Here is a 19,527-nt window from a genome sequence, read left to right on the forward strand (position 1 = left end):
AATCAAAGAGTAACAATTAACTAAAAAGCATACAACAAAATGAAACACCAACAACTATCAAGAGCGAACGGAACGAAACGTCCTTTCCTCTTAGCACTAATCGCGTTCAGTCTCGGTTTCTGCCATTATGCGGAAGCTAAAGTGCAACCAACGGAAGCGTTCACTTCAAATGTTGATTCGTTAATCATTAACGATAACAACAAAGATAAAGATGAAACAATCTATGAAGCAGTAGACGAAATGCCTAAGTTTCCCGGAGGCACCCAAGCCTTATTCAAATATCTGGGAGAAAACATTCAATACCCGGAAGAAGTGCAGAAACTTGGTATAGCAGGACGTGTGATTACTCAATTTGTCATCAGCAAAAAAGGAGAAATCACCAGTGTAGCCGTAGTCCGCAGTTTACATCCGGAACTGGATAAACAAGCTATTCAAGCCATCACAGCTATGCCAACCTGGACACCGGGAAAAAAAGATGGAAAAGTGGTCAACGTAAAGTTTACCCTTCCAATTAATTTTCACCCAACCCCTGCAGCTACCACCAAAGCAACAGGAGAACAACAACCTGACAGTACTACCGACAAGGTCTTTATGACTGCACAAAAGATGCCGAGGTTTCCCAAAGAACAAGGAGAACTGGATCAGTATCTGAAACAGCACATTACGTATTGGAAAAACGCAGCCAAACAAAAAGAAGAAGGAAGAGTCATTGTGACTTTCATTGTGAGAAAAGATGGTCAGATAACAGATGCACGAGTGGTACGCAGTGTCTCTCCAACGCTGGATGCAGAAGCTCTCCGCATCATCAGCAATATGCCCAAATGGGAACCGGGAGAAAATAATGGAGTACCTGTTTCCGTGAAATATACTATCCCTATCATGTTTAGACTACGATAAACAACACAAAAGAGGCTGGTTTAAACCAGCCTCTTTTGTGTTTAGAATAAATAGAATAAGAGCACTTATTAATGCATCTCTACAATCTTAGTCGGAGCCATCTCCACATTCCGGCGATCTACCTGACGAACTACGCTGGCAGCCAATGACAAGAAAGCGCGACCGGTTACCGTATCTTCATCCAGCGCCACCGGAGTACCATTGTCCCCACCTTCGCAGATACTTTGTACAATAGGAATCTGACCTAGCAGAGGCACATTCATTTCTTCCGCCAGTTTCTTGGCTCCTTCCTTACCAAAGATATAGTACTTATTCTCCGGCAGTTCGGCAGGCGTAAACCAAGCCATATTCTCAACTAGTCCTAAAATAGGCACATTCACTTTATCATTCGTAAACATATTGATTCCCTTGCGGGCATCCGCCAGCGCTACCGCCTGCGGAGTACTAACAACAATTGCCCCCGTCATTGCCAACGTCTGGACAACAGTCAGATGAATGTCACTTGTGCCGGGAGGAAGGTCAATCAGGAAATAATCAAGATCCCCCCAATCGGCATCGCCAATCAGCTGCTTCAATGCGTTGCTCGCCATACCGCCACGCCAAAGTGTAGCCTGATCCGGATCAACGAAGAAACCGATAGAAAGCAGTTTTACACCGTATTTCTCTACCGGAATAATCAAGTCACGTCCATTGATTTTTTCCGCATACGGACGGGCATCTTCCACCTGGAACATCTTCGGCATGGAAGGACCGAAAATGTCAGCATCAAGCAAACCGACCTTGTAGCCCAACTTAGCCAAAGCCACCGCCAGATTTGCGGATACGGTAGATTTGCCTACCCCTCCCTTACCGGAAGAGATACCGATTATATTCTTTACTTGCGGAAGCAGTTTGCCCACTTCCGGACGGGCTGCCTGCTTGCTTTCCGTTGTAATAGTTACCTGCACATCCGGTGATACATATGTATGGATAGCTGTTTCAGCAGCCTTCAGCATTGATTTCATGAACGGATCGGTCGGTTTTTCAAATATCAATGAAAAGCTAACCGCCATGCCATCAATGCGGAGATTATCGGCGACCATCTCCGCTTCCAGCAAATTCTTTCCCGTACCGGGATAACGCACCGTTGCCAGCGCATCCAATATTAATTTCGGATAAAGAGTCATAATTAGTTCAGAATTGAGAGTGGAAAATTGATAGTTCCACCCAATTACTATTATTACTTGTTACTTATTACTTGTCACTTATTACTTATCATTTGCTCGTTTGCAGTCCGCTCCGCTTGCTACGGTTGTAGCTACGGTACGGATCAAGTTCAATTTCCACATCCGGTTCCTGCAAAACTCCCTCTTGCGGAAGACGGAACTTGATATATTTGATATTTAAACCACGATCGAGCCACTGTTGTTCATAATAAGTCTTAATACTCAGAATATCGTCTACCAAATCCGAATGATACAAATCTTCGGTGATAAACTCGACAGGAAGCTGATTGGCTTCTATCATGTACTTTGTATAAGTGAACATAAAGTTACTGTCGGTTTTCAGATGGATGATTCCATCCGGTTTCAGGAATTTACGGTAGCGCTCCATGAAGTAAGTGGAGGTCAGCCGCTTGGTAGCCTTTTTCATCTGCGGATCGGAGAAGGTCAGCCAGATTTCGCTGACTTCACCTGCTGCAAAAAAACGTTCGATGATTTCGATATTTGTACGCAGGAAAGCGACATTCTTCATTCCTGCCTGCAAGGACTCCGTGGCGCCTGTCCACATTCTGGAGCCTTTGATATCAACTGCTATAAAGTTCTTATCGGGAAACATCCGGCCCAGTCCGACGGTATATTCACCCCGTCCGCAGCCCAGTTCGAGCACAATCGGATGATCATTTCCGAAAAACTCCTGATGCCATTTTCCCTTCATGTCAAAAGGCACATTATCCACCGCCGAATAAGGATATTCGAACACGTGCGGGTAACTCGCCATATCGGCAAACTTCTCTAATTTATTCTTTCCCATCTCATTACTGATTAGAACGCAAAGGTACTTACTTTTGGCGTAAACTACAAAAATAAATGGAGTACAGATTGCTCCGTACTCCATTCTATAGAATGATATTTATTCGCTTATTAGCTTTCTACAGTTACTTCTACATTGATATTAATACCGCCTTGCTGAGCTTTCAAATCTTCATAGAAAGCAGCGTGAGATACTTGCACGTAGGGTTGCAAAACGAAGAATCCGATACCGAAAGTAAAGAGGCAAAGGATAGCCCAACCGATGAAGCTCAAATCAAGCAGGAACAATTTCATCTTGTTGCCTTCCATCATTGCCATACTTCTTTCAATGGCAGCATTGTTACACAATTCAGGTTCGTCTTTCAGAATATAGTCCGTCATCGCATAAGAATAATGCTTAATGATACCCGGAATCAGCAACAGTAATGACCACAGGAAAGTATAAACAGCCTGCAGCAGTTTAGTAGTCAAGATACGACTATATTCCTGAAATCCAGCAAACAGCACTCCCAAATCAACTTCTTCCGCTCCTCTGAATACAGCCAGCATCAAAATAGCAAAACCGTATGCAACAGGCAGTCCGACCAACAAAGAACCGATCCATCCAATAAAAGGAATGGAAGACAAACCACCGGCGATAGCCGAATAAATAAGAGCAGCAACGGCTGCCATAGGCCACTTACCCCGAAGGGCTTCACGTGCCTGAGCACGCAACTCTGAATTTTGTTTTAACATAGTAATTACGCAATTAAAAGAGATTATACTTAAAGATCAATTATTCTACAATCGTCACCCAACCATGTGTATCCGGTTCGTCACCGTACTGAATGCCACGCAACTTATTATACAGTTTCGTGCAGATCGGTCCCGGCTTGCCGTCTTTAGAGATAACGTATGATTTTCCGTTCTCCAGGTCATCGATACGCTGAATCGGACTGATTACCGCAGCTGTACCGCAAGCACCCGCTTCTTCGAACGTTTCCAGTTCTTCTTCCGGTATCGGGCGTCGTTCTACCTTGATGCCCATGTCTTCTGCCAGCTGCATCAGACTCTTGTTGGTGATCGAAGGCAGGATAGAAGATGACTTCGGAGTAATGTACGTATTATCTTTAATTCCGAAGAAGTTGGCTGCGCCGCACTCGTCGATATATTTCTTTTCTTTTGCATCCAGATAGAACTCGCAGGAATAGCCCAGATCGTGCGCTTTCTTGTTGGCACGCAGACTGGCCGCATAGTTACCGCCTACCTTGTAGATACCAGTTCCATGAGGAGCGGCACGGTCGAACTCGCGGATAATCACATACGGATTGGTAGAGAAACCACCTTTGAAGTAAGGCCCTACCGGAGTTACAAATACCACGAACATATATTCTTCGGCAGGATGTACGCCTACCTGGGCACTTGTTCCGATCAGTAACGGACGAATGTATAGAGAAGCACCGGTTTCATAAGGCGGAATGAAACGTTCGTTCAGCTTTACAACTTTCAGAATCGCTTCCTTGAAACGTTCGGTCGGCAGTTCGGCCATCAGAATGCCCTGACAAGTAGATTGCAGACGTGCCGCATTTTCTTCCAGACGGAAGATACGTACTTTACCGTCTTTGCCGCGGAAAGCCTTCAAACCTTCAAAAGCTTCCTGACCATAGTGCAGACAAGTAGCTGCCATGTGCAGATTGAGATGTTCATCACTGCTGACTTCCAGTTCGCCCCATGCGCCGTTACGGAAATTGATTCTCACATTGTAATCTGTCTTCATGTATCCGAACGACAGATTCGCCCAGTCTATTTCTTTCATATCGTTATGTATTAGTTTATTTTACGCTTTGATTCGCAAAAATAACTTTTATTATTCAGACTGCCGCCTTTCTTGCAACAATTTTTCGACTTCCCGATCCGCTTTTGTCAGTTTCTCGGTGCAAAAGGCAATAATTTCATTGGCTTCTTTTATTTTTTCGCTCAAAGTGTCGATATCCAGTTCGTTGTTGTCTATCTGACGGACTATCTTCTCAAGACGCTCCATTGCCTGAGAGTATGTTTCTTTTTTAGCTGCCATATTTATTGTATTTAAGATGAATAATAATGCTCATCGAGCCGGACTTCGGAAGTGAAACTTCCCTTAGCCAGACGGGTCACTAACTGGTCTCCGGGGTTCAGCGAAGCGGCATCCGTGACCGCTTTTCCGTCTTTCAGCGTGATGCTATATCCACGACTCAGCAGTTTGTCGGGAGAAGCATCCGCCACACGTTGCCGCAAAAGTTCCAGTCGGTGACGATGACGGGACAACAGGGTCTGAGTGGCTTGCGCCAAGTCTTTTCCGGCTGCCAGCAAGGCAAAGCGGGCATCTGTAAGTTTTCGGTGAACAAGGTTCGGGATGCGGGTCTGAATCATTTCCAGCCTCCGTCCTTCCTGTTCGAGCAGGGCATACGCCCCTTGTTGCAGACGGGCGGATAACTCTTCCAGATGATCTGCCGATTCGGTGATCCGGTGAATCAGAAGTTCGGCAGCAGCCGTCGGAGTCTTCACCCGGGTATGTGCCACAGAGTCGAGCACCGTATCGTCCCGCTCGTGACCGATACCGGTGATGACGGGCAACGGGAACTGGGCACAAGCGGCCGCCAAGAGGTACGTATCAAAACCGGATAAATCCGAAGTCGCCCCTCCGCCTCGTATGATAACCACTACATCAAACTCGTTCACCCGGTCATTGATGCGATCCAATGCAGCCAATACGGACTCTTCCACCTGATTGCCCTGCATCAACGCCGGAAACAGTTCGGTATAGAAAAAGAATCCGCCAGAATTGTGCTGCAACTGATGACAGAAATCTCCGTATCCGGCTGCGGTGGCAGAGGAAATGACCGCTATACGTTGAGGAAGAACCGGCATTTCCAATTCTTTATTCAAAGTCAGTACTCCTTCTTCTTCGAGTTGCATGAGTATCTCACGACGGCGGCGGGCCATATCGCCCAGCGTATAGGCAGGGTCGATATCGAGAACAGTCAGACTGTAACCGTAGAGTTCGTGAAACTGGACTGTTACTTTCACCAGGACTTTGATGCCGGAAGCAAATAACTGTCCAGTAGTTTCCTCAAAGTAAGGTTTCAGCAAGCGGTAGATATTACTCCAGATCATACCCCGTGCCTTGGCTACGAGATTGTTGCTGCGCGGGTCTTTCTGCACAAACTCCAGATAGCAGTGTCCGGTAGTGTTGGAACGGACATCGCTCAGTTCTGCCTGTATCCAATATTCATCGGGCAGGCATTGCTCCAGACTTCGCCGGACAAGCGCGTTTAGCTCTAGTAGGGAAAGAGAATCCATAGGCATAATTAACGATAAATGAATGACACATTTCTATAATGAGATGCGAATTTGATATAGCCTAACAACGAAGAATAGCGGACCGTTCGTTATTCTTTGCTCATTTGGTATGCTTTCCAGAGATCCGGAATGCCATAACCGTAGATGTTGTCCGGAAAATCGGATCTGTCGCCTACGCTGCGCACCAGTTCGATCACTTCTTTGGCGGTCAACCTCGGGCAGGCCTGCCACAGGCAAGCTACCATTCCGCACATGATAGGAGAAGAGAAAGAGGTTCCGTTGGCCAGACGAAGATTACCGTCTGTGCCCACTATATCCGCCTTGAGGCCGACTGCTACGACATCCGGTTTCACACGTCCGTCGGCAGTATTGCCGACAGAAGAGAACGGGGCCAGTAACTTCTTCTTATCAATAGCACCCACAGTCAGTACATTCTCGGCATCGCCCGGAGGAGTGATTTTCTTCCATGAGCCGCTGCCAGAGTTACCGGCACTGCAAACGAGGACCATACCCTTATCTGCCGCCTTCGAAGCCTCCCTTGACATCAGTGCATAGTGTCCGTTCAGGTCACGGTAACGATAGTTCTTGGTCGGGTCGTCAAAGGTATAATAACCCAGTGAGGTATTCACAACATCCACGCCCACACTATCGGCAAATTCGATGGCTGCCGCCCAGTAATCCTGCTCTACCAAATGCTCGGAAGCCTCATCCTCACTGCGAAGCAACCAGTAGGAGGCTTCCGGTGCGGTGCCGACCATGACATTCGGCTGATTCATTGCCATACAAGACAGTACTGACATACCGTGGTTGCTTTCGGCATAGATGTCCGCTTCGGGGTTCACAAAGTCGCGTGTCCCGAGTATGCGGATATTCTTCATCGCTTCGATTCTGTCCGCATTATGAAATCCGGCGTCGATAACGGCAATCGTCATGCCCTGTCCCTTGAATCCGGCATCGTGGAGAAGGTTGGCTCGGCTCATTTCAATCTGAGTGATAGCGGGCCCATACAGGCTGTCCGAACGCTGCGGATCATTGATCAGCGAATCTCTTTTGGTAACTGCCGACACTTTTCCCTGCCACACTTTCTCGGTGGAACGGACAAAAGGCAGTTTGGCTATTTCATCGATCAGCATACTGTCATTGCAGGAGACTGTAACGAAATTATCCCATTTTCCGGTGACAAGCACATGGACGCCTTTCTTTCGTATGGCATCTACATACTTCTTGCATACCGGCAAGTCGGTAGAGTCGATAGCCAGCTTCTGTCTCAACCTGCGGTCGATGGATTTTCTGGAAAGGAACTCCTCCGGTTGCTGGATGGAATAAGTGGTTGCAGCCTTATCTGTGAGGCTGATCCGATATTTCAAGGTATCGGTAGAGGTAAATTGAGCAGATGCTCCCACCGCTGTAGTCAGGATCAATGCCGCTAATACTAATCTTTTCATCTAAATCTCTCTATTTATTTTATTCTACAATTTGTCTTTATTCTCTATGATCACCAGTCCGATCCCCCGCTGCGAAGCGATAAACGCACCGCCAAGTACCCGCCGTCCATCGTAGAACACGGCAGACTGACCGGGGGCAACAGCCGAAGCCGTCTCAAGGAAACGCACCAACAAGCGTCCGTCTTCGAGGCGTTTCACCCGACAAGGTATCGGTCGGCTGCGGTAACGGATTCTCACCGCAAGATTCTCACAAGAGAACAATTCTTGCTCATCTACTATCCGGTCTTGTTCCGCCAGCATATATTCCGTCTGCAGTTGTTCGGCATCTCCCAGCATCACTGTATTCTTCTGCGGATTGATTTTCAGCACATAAGCGGGCTTTCCCAAGGCTATCTCCAGTCCTTTCCGCTGACCGATGGTATAATAAGGTGCTCCCTTATGCTGTCCCAACTTCACTCCTTCGGAGTTGACAAACCATCCCGGACCGATCTCCGTATCCAGTTCCGGACATTGCTCGCGCAGAAAATCACGGTAATCTCCCTGAATGAAACAGACTTCCATACTTTCGCCTTCCTTAGACTTAGCTTCATATCCTTTCTCCGCCAAGTACTCACGCACCTTTATTTTCGTATAGTCGCCCAACGGGAAGATACACCGCTTCAGTATATCCTGCCCCAGCCGCCATAGGAAGTAGGACTGATCTTTTTTATCATCATCTCCCGCTACAATATAGATGTGCCCGCTCCGCTCTTCCAGCCGGGAGTAATGTCCGGTCGCAATGTAGGCGCAGTCCAGCTTGTCGGCCCATTCCGCCAGTACACGGAATTTAAATAAGGGGTTGCACATCACGCACGGATTCGGGGTACGTCCTTGCTTGTACTCATCGATAAAGTTCTTCACGATGGTCTCCTTAAAAGGTATACGCTCGTCAGCCACATAATGTTCAATTCCCATTCGTGCAGCCAGTTCGCGGGCATCCTGAGGCTCGTCTCCCCAAACACGCATCGTGACTCCTACTATTTCATATCCCTGCTCTTGTAGCATCAGACAGGTAGCGGTACTGTCTATACCGCCACTCATGCCAACCAATACTCTTTTATTTCGTTCTTTCATCCGAATTTCCAATCATTAGAAGAATACAAAAGTACAAGATTATAGTCAGACAGCCATAAAAAAGGAAATGAAAAGTTTGTGTCCCCTAATGAATGAACAGGCAACAGCCCCATTGCCATCATCAGACAATCATTTCCTACTGTCTCTTTAATTATTCAAAACGGTTTAAAAATGATTCAAGATACTACTGACTATCATTCGGCGCAAATCCGTATGATTTGTAATCAGATGTATGAAAGAAGCATGGAGGACTTGACAAACCGCTTTTAATGTTGTATCTTTGTAAGTGTAAACCGGAAGCAAATTCAATAACATTGATAATATAGACGAAAAATGAGCAATAATAAGTATTATATAATAACAGATTGCAGGCATTCCCACTCCGGGTAATGCTTGTTGGATAGTCTGATACAAGCTAAGGGCTGCGATTCCTTATGGGAATTGCAGCCCTTTTTGTTGCTTAAAATGGATGTTTATTGCAGGAATAACGAAATTAGAGTTTATAATAAACTTGGAGGACGTTTATAATAAACGATGAAAGAATTTATTAATAAATGATTGGCTGTTACCGCATAATTAGTCAAAGTCTTTCGTATAGATGTGGGTGCTGATTTTGAAAGATTCTTTATTTTCTAGGTAAATCGATGAATTATTGCTACAATACTACCTTTCTCTTTTTGTGTCATTGATCTGAACACCTTATGATGTTATGAGAAGAATAATCTTCGGACTTAATTTTTATTTTCGCTTTATTAGCTATTAATGCGAATCAGCGGTTGATTCAAATCTGAATCGGAAACGAGTTAACTTCACCAACAGGCTTTATTCGAAGAAACTCCCGCCAAGGCTTGCTTTTCTGAAAGAAAATCAGTATATTTGAATTATACCAAAAGCGAGAACAATTATGGCTAATCCAAAATTACCGGGAATTTCCGAAAGCGAGCAAGCCTTATTGTATGCCAAACTGAATGAATACAACCGAGGCAGAGCCTCCTTTAAAGAGGCAGGGGTTTATCTGGTGGTGTTGCCCCGACCGGGAAAGCCCAACTATTCCCTTTGGCTCTACTCTCCCCTGCCCGAAAAGCAATCGATTCTCTATATACACGATTTATCTCCGGATATCAACGAGTCCCTGCGGATAGCAAGCACCATGTTTTATTATTCGCGACGGTGCCTCATCCTGATGGATTACAACGAGAAGAGAATGCAGAGCAACGGTGACGACCTCATCTTTTTCGGCAAATACAGGGGACACTTCCTGCACGAAATCCTCAAAGTCGATCCTGCCTATCTAAGCTGGATCGCCTATAAGTTTACTCCGAAGATTCCCAAACAGGAGCGTTTCGTCAAAATAGCGCAGGCATATCATTCGGTACATCTGGACGTGATGCTGCGGAAGAGCAAAGAGGTACGCCGAAAAAGCCGCTATCTAGGAGAAGTGAACGAGAAGCTGACGGACTTAAAGTTGAAAGTCATGCGGGTACGCCTGGAAGACGATCCGTATAAAACAAGAGTATACGGAACGACTCCGCAATTTTTCGTCAAGCAGATACTGACTCTGAACGACGCCAGCGGCAACCTGGTGACGATGAGCATCCCATCAAAAACTCCCAGTACGGTATCATGCACTCTATCCGGAATAGAGCATGAATATCGCCCGGGAGAAATTATATATGTAGCATCGGCGCGGGTGTCACGCCTGTTCGAAAGCTACGGTTCCAAATATACCCGCCTCAGCAATGTGAAGCTGGCAATAGTTAACGCTTGGTCCAGTCGTCTTTGACGAAACTTGCCGGATAGGTCACTTTGTCGACAATACCGTCTTTCTGACGAATCCAGGAAGTGAACGTGCGGGCGCCTTCATCAAGCACGATGATACGGGCACCGTTCGGCAGGTGATTGTATTCTGTATTTCCGCCTGTGAAACGACCGTAAGCCAACAGGATTCCTTTCCACATCACTGCATAATCATTGTCATGATCATGTCCCACGAATATTCCCATCACATCTCCGGACTCTTTCATGGCAGCAAACATGCCTGTATTCAGTTTCGGAGCACAGGCTTCTTCCATGCGGGTTCCGCGCAGGATGGCATTTTCGTCGGAAGCTGCTTCATTGTATTCCGGCACAGGAATGTGGAAGAAAGCAAGTGCCGGCAATGGCTTCCCGCCGTTCTGTGCTGTATAGGCTGCGCTCTGCTGACGATACCAGTTGACCTGATCGAACGTGAGCCATGCGTAACCTTTCACATCCTTCAGCGGGGAGTAAGAATGAGAGTCCATGCAATACAGGACGGCTGCATCCTTCTTCGCATCGGAAGAGGCTTTCACGGTCAAGACATAATCCGGAGAAAGGACCGAGCCACGATCCGGCATCAGATTGCCGGGTACCTGACGGATGATGTCATATAGCTGTTCCCGCGTCATTCCCTGTTCATTATCATGATTGCCGAAAGTGACAACAAACGGCAGCTTACGCTTCGATACCTGTTCCAGCACCTGCAACATACCTTTATCTGCCGGAGCAGAATAAACGACATCTCCGGTGAAGATTACAAAATCAGGTTGTTCTTCGTCGAGTACCTGATTAATACGTTCCAATGCTATGTCGGAAGCGGGATTCTTATACTTGAAATGGACGTCGGTGAACTGTACGATTTTAAATTTACCGTCTTTATTGAAGCGTAATTCGCTCTTTTGGGCGAAGCAGAAGACGGTCATACACAAAGAGACCAGTGCTAAGAATAATTTTAAAGTTCGATTCATACTATTTATTGTTTAAGGGGGTTAGTAATCTGCTTTGTCAGTCCTTCTCTATCAACACAGTAGCATAAGCGGAAATGCCTTCTTCCCGTCCGGTAAAACCGAGTTTCTCCGTCGTAGTTGCCTTGATCGAGATATCTTCCGCATCGATTCCCATGACGGCTGCCATCGTTTCCTGCATCAAAGGGATATGGGCTTTCAGTTTGGGACGCTCCGCGCAAATAGTCGCATCGATATTCCCGACACGGTATCCTTTGGTCGCAATCAGTTCCACTGTCTTTTTCAAAAGAATCTTGCTGTCGATATTCTTGTACTCTCCGGCAGTATCCGGAAAATGATAACCGATATCGCGCATATTGGCGGCTCCCAACAAGGCATCGCAAACCGTATGCAGCAATACGTCAGCATCCGAATGTCCCAACAACCCTTTGGAATGTTCCAGACGGATACCGCCCAGCCACAATTCACGACCTTCGACCAACTGATGTACGTCGAAGCCAAAACCTACTCTTATTTTCATAAGCTATTTAATAAATGAGTCAAATAAAGAATACACGGGTCAACGTATGTAGAAGTCAAGCAGCTTTTCTCCTTCAAGATATCCCTGCAAGTGCTGACCGATACTGACCGGCCCTACTCCGGCAGGCGTGCCCGTAAATAGTAAATCGCCAATCTTCAAAGTCACAAACTTACTGACGTAGGCAATGATGCCATCAACTTTGAAAAGCATATCGGCTGTACAGCCGCGCTGCACTTCCTTGCCGTCAATCATCAGATTGAAATTCAGAGACTGGATATCTTTGTAGCGGTCTACCGGAACAAAGGTGCCGATAGCGGCAGAAGAGTCGAAACCTTTGCAAAGTTCCCACGGATTGCCCGCTTCGCGGAATTTCCGTTGCAGGTCACGGGCGGTAAAGTCAATGCCTACCGTCAATGCATCATAATAACGACTGGCAAAACGGGGAGAAATATTCTTTCCCAAACGGTTGATGCGTACTACAAGCTCCGTCTCATAATGTACTTCATTCGAAAAATCGGGGATAAAGAACGGTTTGCCATCTTTCAGAATAGCCGAATCGGGCTTCATGAAAATAACCGGTTCTTTATTTACGGATGTATGTCCCAGCTCCTGATTGTGCAGGGCATAGTTCATTCCTACGGCAATAATCTTCATTATTTGATTTCATTAAAATTAAGGCGGTTGAACATCACCGCCAGATGAGCGTAAAGGGATGTATTCTGTACCACGATGTCCTCAGGTACACGGATACGGAACGGGGTAAAGTTCCAGACTGCCTTGATTCCCCCGTCCACCATCATATCTGTGATGCACTGGGCAATCTCGATAGGAACGGTCAGCACGCCAATCTGCACGTCATATTCTTCCATCTTCTTCAGAAAGTCGTCCGAATGGTAGATAGGAATCCCGTTGAGGTTAGTGCCGACCAAAGTCGGGTCTACATCAAAAGCAGCCACAATCTCAAGCCCGAAATGCTTCAGACCGGAGTCCTGCAAAAGTGCGCCTCCCAGACTGCCGACTCCAAAAAGAAAAGCCTTATGTATCTCCGTAAACCCCAGGAAGTGCTCTAAAACCTCAATGAGCGCATCGACCTCGTACCCTACACGTGTACGCCCGGAGATATTCACATACGACAAGTCTTTTGCTATCTGTGAAGCGTCAATATTTATTTCCTTAGATATCTGCGTAGAAGAGACAAAACGTTCGCCTCTTTGCTTCAGCAACTTGACATTCGACAAGTACCAAGGCAGTCTGCGCAAAGTAGGCTCCGGCACTTTCGTACAATCTATCTGCTGTATCTTTTGGTTCTCGGCCATTTCTTTTATTTATTCAGGTTATAAGATTGACAAAAATACGTTTTTTTTCGGAATTGCAAGAATGATTCATACTATTTCTACACAGGTGCTATTCTCCCGCAAACGTTGACAACGGAATGCTGACGGAAACTCCCGCCGAGCGGTATTTCAAACTGTCGAAGCCAAGGAAGACGCCTAACCGTGCCAGTTTCATGAATCCGATGGAGTAACCGATTTCCGAATAGGGACGGCGGTCGTATTCCACAAGTGTACGGAGATGCAGCGCTTCATCGAGGTTCTTCTTTTTCAGAAAAGGAAGAAATTTCAGCAACAGACAGGGTGTGTACCAGGAAATATTAGCTTGTACCCAACGGGTATTGGTAGAGTATGCATAATTATCCAGCAAAGAGAATCCTGTATCAAACGAGCGTTCCGTCACCGGCAAACCTGTGGTCGCAAAATGCTTGAAATCGGGGAATTGCATACCGCTCTTATTCCAGAATGTTCCGGCATTAACAGCCCAGTCTAGTGTATTAAACATTCCGAACTCTATGCTCTGCCTGGCCGAAAACTCCGCCAAGTGATAGGACGGAGAAGGCAAAGCCCCTTTCAACGGGAAAGCACGGTCATAACGCAATGTAAAGGTAGGGCATTTGGATTCTTCATATACTTTCTTTCCTCTGTACATCCGGTAATAATGAGCCGGTGTATATTCCAAGGCAAAGGAAGCTTTCAATAATTCATTTTCCGGCATCGGATAGAATGCCCGGCTGTCCGGAATATTCGACTCCGCTTCTTTCTTGAACCAGCTCCGGTGTATATGATTCTCCAGCATCTGTCGTCGCTGCCAGGAAAGCGAGGTAGAAAGCAACAAACTATTCGCCAGTTCGATCTTATTTTGGAAAGACAGGAAACGCTTCTCATAGAGTTTCACATCATTCCGCCCGAAGAAAGAAGAGGCAACGGTATTTATCAGACGGGATTCTCCACTTTCTCCATTATAATCGGCAGAAAGAACTCCGCCGGACAGTTCCAGATATCCCCGTCGCCTCGGAGCATAACTCAAGGAGAGTTCACTTTGCCCTGCTACCGCTTTACGGGCAGTGGCATAATAAGCAGAAGGAGTGAATTGCAAAGTAGAGACCTCCGATAATTTCAACCCTGTTTCAAACTTAGCTCCCAGCCAGAAGCCATCTACAAAATTATACTCAGGCACATAGGAAGGCAAGCCTTTCCAGCCAATCCATGCTTTCTTGTCTGAAGTACGATAGGTTTCACCCATCAGGAATGTTTGAATGATCTTTTTCCCAACTGTTGTTTTAGCCGAATCATTCTCCTGAAGGGAGTCTTTGGAGAGGGATAACTTTTCTTTATGAATATAACTCTGTATTTCTTCCGGACGCAAAGGAACACTTCTGACAGCTGCCCAATAAAGCGAATCCTTTTTGTCCGCCAGCGAATCGGTCTTTATATTCACTTCTCTCTTTCTCACTTTACGTTCATATTTATGCGGAGAACGTGCAGTATCGGATTCGGCAATGTTCTTTTCCATCAGCTTAGATAGCTTATAGGCTTCACTCAAAGTCAAGTCCTCCTTCGTCGACAGTTCTTCTATCTGCTTTACAAGCTTCTGCTGCTTCCTGTTTTGTTTCGGTGAGGCATCAGAAGCCCCATTCATCACTTGCTGACGGTCTGCTATTTCCACATTCGTATAATGTACTGCTGCCAGATAGGAAGCCTCTGCAGAAAATCCCATCATTTTGATTTCACAGGACATACTTGTGGAGGTAGCCAGGAAAACAGAAGGCTGAACTTCTTTACAAGTTGCCTTGACCGTAGCTTTCAGGCCACTCATACGGATAGAAAATTCAGCCGCAGAGACGCACCAGAGATCTTCCACAATATACAAATCTCCGGACACCAGACGCGGACTGTCTTGCTTGGGGATGACTTTTATTTTATTGATCAGATGGTTGCCTTCACTATAGCAACCTTCCAGTTTAAAACGGTAATAAGAGAATGCTCCGGCACTTAGCGGTGATACTTTATCGAAGATAGTAGGTTCGTAAAAGTTAATAGTGGTCAGACCGATTCTGACCTCCATCTCCTCGGGAAATGAATTGGAATAGGCCTTCACCTGATTTTCCCAAGTAGAGGGTGCCTTGAAAGTCACCACTCGCTGTTCCTCCATCACAAACAACTTGCCCAGAAACTCTTTCGACTCTTTCCTGACTTCCTTCGACAGCTTTAGAATTGCGGGAATAGTCTTCATTTTTCCTGTGCCTTTCAGATAGGTTCCGGCTCTAAATCCCTTCACCTGTGTCCGGTAATAAGGAGCATTCGCAATCGCCTTACGCATTACGGAATAGGCCGGATCTTCCGCACCTTTCACCACATTCACTTCCCGCAGACTATATATTTGTTCGGAGAGCACAATATTCTTTTCCACATCTCCGGCAGATATGGAAAAGGAGAATGTTTGTCCGGCGAAACCTAAAGAAGAAACCTCACAGGTATATTGTCCCGCCGGGAGCGAGGTCTGAAAACAGCCGTTATCATCGGTAGTGAAGCCTGTTTTAAGTTCTTTCAGATAGAGTGCCGCATAGGGGATCGGATTTCCTGCAAGATCAACTACTCTGCCTTTAAATGTTTGTGCCCAAAGAGAAATAGTAAAAGAACATATGAGAGCAAACGCTATGGATTGTTTCATCATTTTCTGTTTATTAGTCTTATTTCGTTTTATTATTAGACGCCAAAGTAAACAAAAGATTGCAAAGTTCCCCACAAAATATTACTTTTGACACAATAAAAGTTGAAGTATATGAAAAATAATGATTGGAAAGATAGATTGAACGTGGTCTACTCTACAAATCCTGATTTCAACTATGACATGGATGACGATCAGGAACAAGTGACGCTGGACAAGAGCAAACAGAACCTTCGGGTTTCTCTCGACCGAAAAAACCGTGGCGGCAAAGTAGTTACACTCATCACCGGATTCGTTGGAACAGAGAATGACCAAAAAGAACTCGGAAAAATGCTAAAAAGTAAATGCGGAGTCGGAGGTTCGGCCAAAGACGGAGAAATCATCGTACAGGGAGATTTCAAGCAGAAAGTGATAGACCTGCTGATAAAAGAAGGATATACAAAGACCAAAGGGGTCGGAGGATAATGAAAAAGGGCGGAAACCATCAAAGTTCCGCCCTTCTCTATTATCTTTTTGAGATAAATTATTCAGCTTTCAGAGTGAAGCGCTTAAAGTCAAGAACCTTCAGTTCAGGATCAGCAGCTGCCAATACTTCTCTTACAGTCTTCTTAGCGTCCATAATATCTTCCTGATTCAGCAGACAAACTTCTTTCAAGAACTTGCCCAGACGACCCTTAGCGATGTTCTGAATCATTTGTTCCGGCAGATGTGCAGCCTTTTCAGCAGAAACGGTAGCAATAATTTCCTTTGCCTTAGCTATATCTTCAGCTGTAATCCAGCCCTTAGCCATATTGCTTTCCATGTGCTCTTCGCTATCTACATGAGCAGGGTTGATGTTAGCTTTCTTCAAAGCAGCTTCTACAGCTTTCTGTACCTGTTCAGCTTTTGTTTTCTCGATAGCAACAGCAATTTCCTTTTCCTTTACTTCTTCAGAAACGCCATCTTCATCAATAGCAATCGGATTCATGGCAGCAATCTGCATAGCTACTTGCTTAGCCAACTGGTCGTCAACGTTCTTGTTAAAAGCAACAATGGTGCAAAGACCGTTTCTGTTCATGTGATTGTAAACAGCAGTGCTTGTTCCTTCTACAGTCATGTAACCATCAAGCTCCATTTTCTCACCTGTGATACCGCTACGGTCAACCACTGCATCCTGTACAGTACCGTTACCCATCGGCAAAGCTTTTACTTCGTCCAATGTCTTGCATTTGTTAGCCACAGCAAGATCAAGAATATCCTGAGTCAGTTTCACAAAATCAGCATTCTGAGCCACAAAGTCAGTTTCACACTTCAGAGCAATGACAACGGCATAGTCACCGGTAGTCTTAGCCAAAACGCAACCTTCAGAAGCATCACGTTCTGAACGCTTAGCAGCAACAGCTTGTCCTTTCTTACGGATAATTTCCATTGCCTTGTCGTAATCGCCTTCAGCTTCTGTTAATGCATTCTTGCAATCCATCATACCAGCTCCGGTCATTTTGCGCAGCTTGGTAATATCAGCCATAGTTACAGCCATAATAATTTCCTTTATTTAAATGAATAATAATTTTCAAAACAAAAAATGTGCCAATCTGCCAATACAATGCAGGATGAGGTAACTACCACACGCCTGCACGCTAGCAAATTGGCACATTTATATATTTAAGCCTCTTCGTCTTCCTTGATGAAGGCAGCAGCTTTCGCTGCATTGATAGCTTCTTCATCAGACTTGTCGAGTCTTGCTTTTACTGATTTCTTCTTGCCTTTGTTTGCAGGAGCTTCACCAGCAGCTTCCATATCGATCTTTTCAGCTTTTCTTTCTTCCAAACCTTCGATCATTGCAGCACAGCAAGCATCCAGGATAACTTCTACTGATTTAGTAGCGTCATCGTTAGCAGGAATTACGAAGTCAACGTTTGTAGGATCAGAGTTAGTATCAACGATACCGAATACAGGGATACCCAGACGGTTAGCTTCACGAACTGCGATATTTTCTTTCATTACGTCGATAACGAACAATGCAGACGGCAGACGAGTCAAGTCAGCGATAGAACCCAAAGTCTTGTCCAATTTTGCACGTTGACGAGAGATCTGAAGAACTTCTCTCTTAGAAAGGTTAGAATATGTACCATCGTTAGTCAATTTATCGATAGTAGCCATCTTCTTCACAGCCTTACGGATAGTCGGGAAGTTGGTCAACATACCACCCGGCCAGCGCTCGATTACATAAGGCATATTAACAGACTGAGCTTTCTCAGCTACAACCTGCTTTGCTTGTTTTTTAGTAGCAACAAAAAGAACTTTCTTGCCTGATTTGGCAATCTGTTTCAAAGCTTCAGCAGCTTCGTCTACTTTTGCAACTGTTTTGTGGAGGTCAATGATGTGAATACCATTGCGTTCCATGAAAATATAAGGAGCCATTGCAGGGTTCCACTTTCTCTTAAGGTGTCCGAAGTGGCAACCGGCTTCCAATAAAGTATCAAAATTTGTTCTTGACATCTTGTTTTTTCTTTAAATCGTTTACTTTCTTTTTTGTTTTTTCTAAACCAACCGCTGGGTAGTCTATGAGCAGAGTCCCAGTAGTTTAGATACTAAACATATTCCTCGGTCAGGCAGCACATTAACGCTTGCTGAACTGGAATCTTCTACGAGCTTTCGGCTGTCCCGGTTTCTTACGCTCTACAGAACGTGGGTCACGAGTCATGAAGCCTTCAGCACGAAGTGCAGCCTTATCTTCAGCGTTCATCTTAACCAATGCGCGAGCGATTGCCAAACGCAATGCCTGAGACTGGCCAGTGAAGCCACCACCACACAAGTTTACTTTGATGTCATACTTCTCAGCAGCACCCAGCTTGTTCAATGGTTGTTTTACAACATACTGAAGTATAGTTGATGGAAAGTACTCTGCAAGGTCTCTCTTGTTAATAGTAATCTTTCCTGTACCTTCGCTTACGAATACACGTGCAATTGCACGTTTACGTCTGCCTAATGCATTTACTACTTCCATTATATCTTATTTATATGAATTAATATCAATCATTTTCGGGCTCTGAGCTTCATGTTTGTGTTCGCTACCAGCGTATACATACAGGTTACCCAGCAATTTAGCTCCCAGGATATTCTTAGGAAGCATACCTTTCACTACTTTTTTCAGTAATCTCTCTTCACCGTTCGGTTTAGTGATCAAACGGGCAGGAGTCATTTCTCTCTGACCACCAGGGTAGCCTGTATATGACAAATATACTCTGTCATTCCATTTGTTACCAGTCAGTTTTACTTTGTCTGCATTGATGATAATAACGTTATCACCGCAGTCTACGTGAGGAGTAAAGTTTGGTTTGTACTTTCCTCTCAGCAATTTTGCAACTTTTGCTCCCAGACGACCTAAAGTTTGGTCTGTAGCGTCAACGATAACCCATTCTTTGGTTACGGTCGCTTTGTTTGCAGAAATGGTCTTGTAACTTAAAGTATCCACTCTA

Annotated in this window: 20 protein-coding genes; 3 read left to right on the forward strand and 17 right to left on the reverse strand. The window is 45.3% G+C overall.

Going from position 1 to position 19,527, the window contains the following annotated elements:
* Positions 1-39 precede the first annotated feature (39 nt).
* Positions 40-897 (forward strand): energy transducer TonB, encoded by an 858-nt coding sequence (locus KTR07_RS15880; RefSeq protein WP_008764153.1) that lies wholly within the window; start codon positions 40-42, stop codon positions 895-897.
* Between the two features lie 68 nt (positions 898-965).
* Here the strand turns inward: KTR07_RS15880 and KTR07_RS15885 are convergent, their stop codons facing one another.
* The 8 genes from KTR07_RS15885 to mnmA form a co-directional block, all read right to left on the reverse strand.
* The gene (locus tag KTR07_RS15885; protein ID WP_008764152.1) at positions 966-2,063 is read right to left on the reverse strand and encodes an Mrp/NBP35 family ATP-binding protein; all 1,098 of its coding nucleotides are present in this window, start codon (positions 2,061-2,063) and stop codon (positions 966-968) included.
* 88 nt (positions 2,064-2,151) lie between these two features.
* A complete protein-coding gene (trmB, locus tag KTR07_RS15890; RefSeq protein ID WP_032840567.1) occupies positions 2,152-2,910 on the reverse strand; it encodes a tRNA (guanosine(46)-N7)-methyltransferase TrmB in 759 nt (252 codons plus the stop codon).
* Between the two features lie 110 nt (positions 2,911-3,020).
* Entirely contained in the window at positions 3,021-3,644 is a 624-nt protein-coding gene (locus KTR07_RS15895; RefSeq protein ID WP_008760815.1) for a DUF975 family protein, read from the reverse strand.
* A 40-nt stretch (positions 3,645-3,684) separates the two neighbouring features.
* A complete protein-coding gene (locus KTR07_RS15900; protein WP_004305537.1) occupies positions 3,685-4,704 on the reverse strand; it encodes a branched-chain amino acid aminotransferase in 1,020 nt (339 codons plus the stop codon).
* A 51-nt stretch (positions 4,705-4,755) separates the two neighbouring features.
* Positions 4,756-4,962 carry an exodeoxyribonuclease VII small subunit gene (gene xseB / locus KTR07_RS15905; RefSeq protein ID WP_008760813.1) on the reverse strand — a complete coding sequence of 69 codons (207 nt, stop codon included), beginning with the start codon at positions 4,960-4,962 and terminating at the stop codon, positions 4,756-4,758.
* Positions 4,963-4,973: 11 nt separating this feature from the next.
* Positions 4,974-6,227 (reverse strand): exodeoxyribonuclease VII large subunit, encoded by a 1,254-nt coding sequence (gene xseA, locus KTR07_RS15910; RefSeq protein WP_008764150.1) that lies wholly within the window; start codon positions 6,225-6,227, stop codon positions 4,974-4,976.
* Between the two features lie 89 nt (positions 6,228-6,316).
* Positions 6,317-7,672: a S8 family serine peptidase gene (locus KTR07_RS15915; protein ID WP_008764149.1), complete on the reverse strand. Its 1,356-nt coding sequence runs from the start codon at positions 7,670-7,672 to the stop codon at positions 6,317-6,319.
* A 24-nt stretch (positions 7,673-7,696) separates the two neighbouring features.
* On the reverse strand, positions 7,697-8,785 hold the full coding sequence (mnmA, locus tag KTR07_RS15920; RefSeq protein ID WP_061473354.1) for a tRNA 2-thiouridine(34) synthase MnmA: 1,089 nt from the start codon (positions 8,783-8,785) through the stop codon (positions 7,697-7,699).
* A 904-nt stretch (positions 8,786-9,689) separates the two neighbouring features.
* Here mnmA and KTR07_RS15925 point away from each other — a divergent pair.
* Positions 9,690-10,568 carry a hypothetical protein gene (locus KTR07_RS15925; RefSeq protein WP_008764147.1) on the forward strand — a complete coding sequence of 293 codons (879 nt, stop codon included), beginning with the start codon at positions 9,690-9,692 and terminating at the stop codon, positions 10,566-10,568.
* Here the strand turns inward: KTR07_RS15925 and KTR07_RS15930 are convergent.
* The 5 genes from KTR07_RS15930 to KTR07_RS15950 form a co-directional block, all read right to left on the reverse strand.
* Positions 10,543-11,550, reverse strand: a complete 1,008-nt coding sequence (locus KTR07_RS15930) for a metallophosphoesterase family protein (RefSeq protein WP_008764146.1) — start codon at positions 11,548-11,550, stop codon at positions 10,543-10,545. The genes KTR07_RS15925 and KTR07_RS15930 overlap by 26 nt on opposite strands.
* Before the next feature lie 37 nt (positions 11,551-11,587).
* Positions 11,588-12,067, reverse strand: a complete 480-nt coding sequence (gene ispF, locus KTR07_RS15935) for a 2-C-methyl-D-erythritol 2,4-cyclodiphosphate synthase (protein WP_008764145.1) — start codon at positions 12,065-12,067, stop codon at positions 11,588-11,590.
* Positions 12,068-12,106: 39 nt separating this feature from the next.
* The gene (locus tag KTR07_RS15940) at positions 12,107-12,721 is read right to left on the reverse strand and encodes a fumarylacetoacetate hydrolase family protein (protein ID WP_117981647.1); all 615 of its coding nucleotides are present in this window, start codon (positions 12,719-12,721) and stop codon (positions 12,107-12,109) included.
* Complete coding sequence (locus tag KTR07_RS15945) at positions 12,721-13,383, reverse strand: redox-sensing transcriptional repressor Rex (protein ID WP_008760805.1); 663 nt, start codon at positions 13,381-13,383, stop codon at positions 12,721-12,723. The genes KTR07_RS15940 and KTR07_RS15945 overlap by 1 nt, the downstream gene beginning before the upstream one ends.
* A gap of 88 nt (positions 13,384-13,471) precedes the next feature.
* On the reverse strand, positions 13,472-16,072 hold the full coding sequence (locus KTR07_RS15950; protein ID WP_181981973.1) for a DUF5686 and carboxypeptidase regulatory-like domain-containing protein: 2,601 nt from the start codon (positions 16,070-16,072) through the stop codon (positions 13,472-13,474).
* Between the two features lie 111 nt (positions 16,073-16,183).
* Here KTR07_RS15950 and KTR07_RS15955 point away from each other — a divergent pair, with 111 nt between their 5' ends.
* Entirely contained in the window at positions 16,184-16,534 is a 351-nt protein-coding gene (locus KTR07_RS15955) for a translation initiation factor (RefSeq protein ID WP_008764143.1), read from the forward strand.
* 58 nt (positions 16,535-16,592) lie between these two features.
* Here the strand turns inward: KTR07_RS15955 and tsf are convergent, their stop codons facing one another.
* The 4 genes from tsf to rplM form a co-directional block, all read right to left on the reverse strand.
* Positions 16,593-17,585 (reverse strand): translation elongation factor Ts, encoded by a 993-nt coding sequence (tsf, locus tag KTR07_RS15960; RefSeq protein WP_008764142.1) that lies wholly within the window; start codon positions 17,583-17,585, stop codon positions 16,593-16,595.
* Between the two features lie 125 nt (positions 17,586-17,710).
* A complete protein-coding gene (gene rpsB / locus KTR07_RS15965; protein ID WP_008760802.1) occupies positions 17,711-18,547 on the reverse strand; it encodes a 30S ribosomal protein S2 in 837 nt (278 codons plus the stop codon).
* A gap of 121 nt (positions 18,548-18,668) precedes the next feature.
* A complete protein-coding gene (rpsI, locus tag KTR07_RS15970; protein ID WP_008760801.1) occupies positions 18,669-19,055 on the reverse strand; it encodes a 30S ribosomal protein S9 in 387 nt (128 codons plus the stop codon).
* A gap of 6 nt (positions 19,056-19,061) precedes the next feature.
* Positions 19,062-19,523 (reverse strand): 50S ribosomal protein L13, encoded by a 462-nt coding sequence (gene rplM, locus KTR07_RS15975; RefSeq protein WP_008760800.1) that lies wholly within the window; start codon positions 19,521-19,523, stop codon positions 19,062-19,064.
* Positions 19,524-19,527 lie beyond the last annotated feature (4 nt).

The organism is Bacteroides sp. MSK.20.82 (assembly GCF_019052485.1).
In the GTDB taxonomy this organism is placed as follows: Bacteria; Bacteroidota; Bacteroidia; order Bacteroidales; family Bacteroidaceae; genus Bacteroides; species Bacteroides thetaiotaomicron.

Excerpts from the sequence above, each read along its gene's own strand:
- KTR07_RS15900 (WP_004305537.1), bottom strand. The coding sequence starts at position 4,704 with ATGAAAGAAATAGACTGGGCGAATCTGTCGTTCGGATACATGAAGACA.
- KTR07_RS15945 (WP_008760805.1), bottom strand. The coding sequence starts at position 13,383 with ATGGCCGAGAACCAAAAGATACAGCAGATAGATTGTACGAAAGTGCCG.
- ispF (WP_008764145.1), bottom strand. The coding sequence starts at position 12,067 with ATGAAAATAAGAGTAGGTTTTGGCTTCGACGTACATCAGTTGGTCGAA.
- KTR07_RS15885 (WP_008764152.1), bottom strand. The coding sequence starts at position 2,063 with ATGACTCTTTATCCGAAATTAATATTGGATGCGCTGGCAACGGTGCGT.
- KTR07_RS15895 (WP_008760815.1), bottom strand. The coding sequence starts at position 3,644 with ATGTTAAAACAAAATTCAGAGTTGCGTGCTCAGGCACGTGAAGCCCTT.
- trmB (WP_032840567.1), bottom strand. The coding sequence starts at position 2,910 with ATGGGAAAGAATAAATTAGAGAAGTTTGCCGATATGGCGAGTTACCCG.
- KTR07_RS15880 (WP_008764153.1), top strand. The coding sequence starts at position 40 with ATGAAACACCAACAACTATCAAGAGCGAACGGAACGAAACGTCCTTTC.
- rpsI (WP_008760801.1), bottom strand. The coding sequence starts at position 19,055 with ATGGAAGTAGTAAATGCATTAGGCAGACGTAAACGTGCAATTGCACGT.
- KTR07_RS15950 (WP_181981973.1), bottom strand. The coding sequence starts at position 16,072 with ATGAAACAATCCATAGCGTTTGCTCTCATATGTTCTTTTACTATTTCT.
- mnmA (WP_061473354.1), bottom strand. The coding sequence starts at position 8,785 with ATGAAAGAACGAAATAAAAGAGTATTGGTTGGCATGAGTGGCGGTATA.
- tsf (WP_008764142.1), bottom strand. The coding sequence starts at position 17,585 with ATGGCTGTAACTATGGCTGATATTACCAAGCTGCGCAAAATGACCGGA.
- xseB (WP_008760813.1), bottom strand. The coding sequence starts at position 4,962 with ATGGCAGCTAAAAAAGAAACATACTCTCAGGCAATGGAGCGTCTTGAG.
- KTR07_RS15955 (WP_008764143.1), top strand. The coding sequence starts at position 16,184 with ATGAAAAATAATGATTGGAAAGATAGATTGAACGTGGTCTACTCTACA.
- KTR07_RS15940 (WP_117981647.1), bottom strand. The coding sequence starts at position 12,721 with ATGAAGATTATTGCCGTAGGAATGAACTATGCCCTGCACAATCAGGAG.
- KTR07_RS15915 (WP_008764149.1), bottom strand. The coding sequence starts at position 7,672 with ATGAAAAGATTAGTATTAGCGGCATTGATCCTGACTACAGCGGTGGGA.
- KTR07_RS15930 (WP_008764146.1), bottom strand. The coding sequence starts at position 11,550 with ATGAATCGAACTTTAAAATTATTCTTAGCACTGGTCTCTTTGTGTATG.
- rpsB (WP_008760802.1), bottom strand. The coding sequence starts at position 18,547 with ATGTCAAGAACAAATTTTGATACTTTATTGGAAGCCGGTTGCCACTTC.
- xseA (WP_008764150.1), bottom strand. The coding sequence starts at position 6,227 with ATGGATTCTCTTTCCCTACTAGAGCTAAACGCGCTTGTCCGGCGAAGT.
- KTR07_RS15925 (WP_008764147.1), top strand. The coding sequence starts at position 9,690 with ATGGCTAATCCAAAATTACCGGGAATTTCCGAAAGCGAGCAAGCCTTA.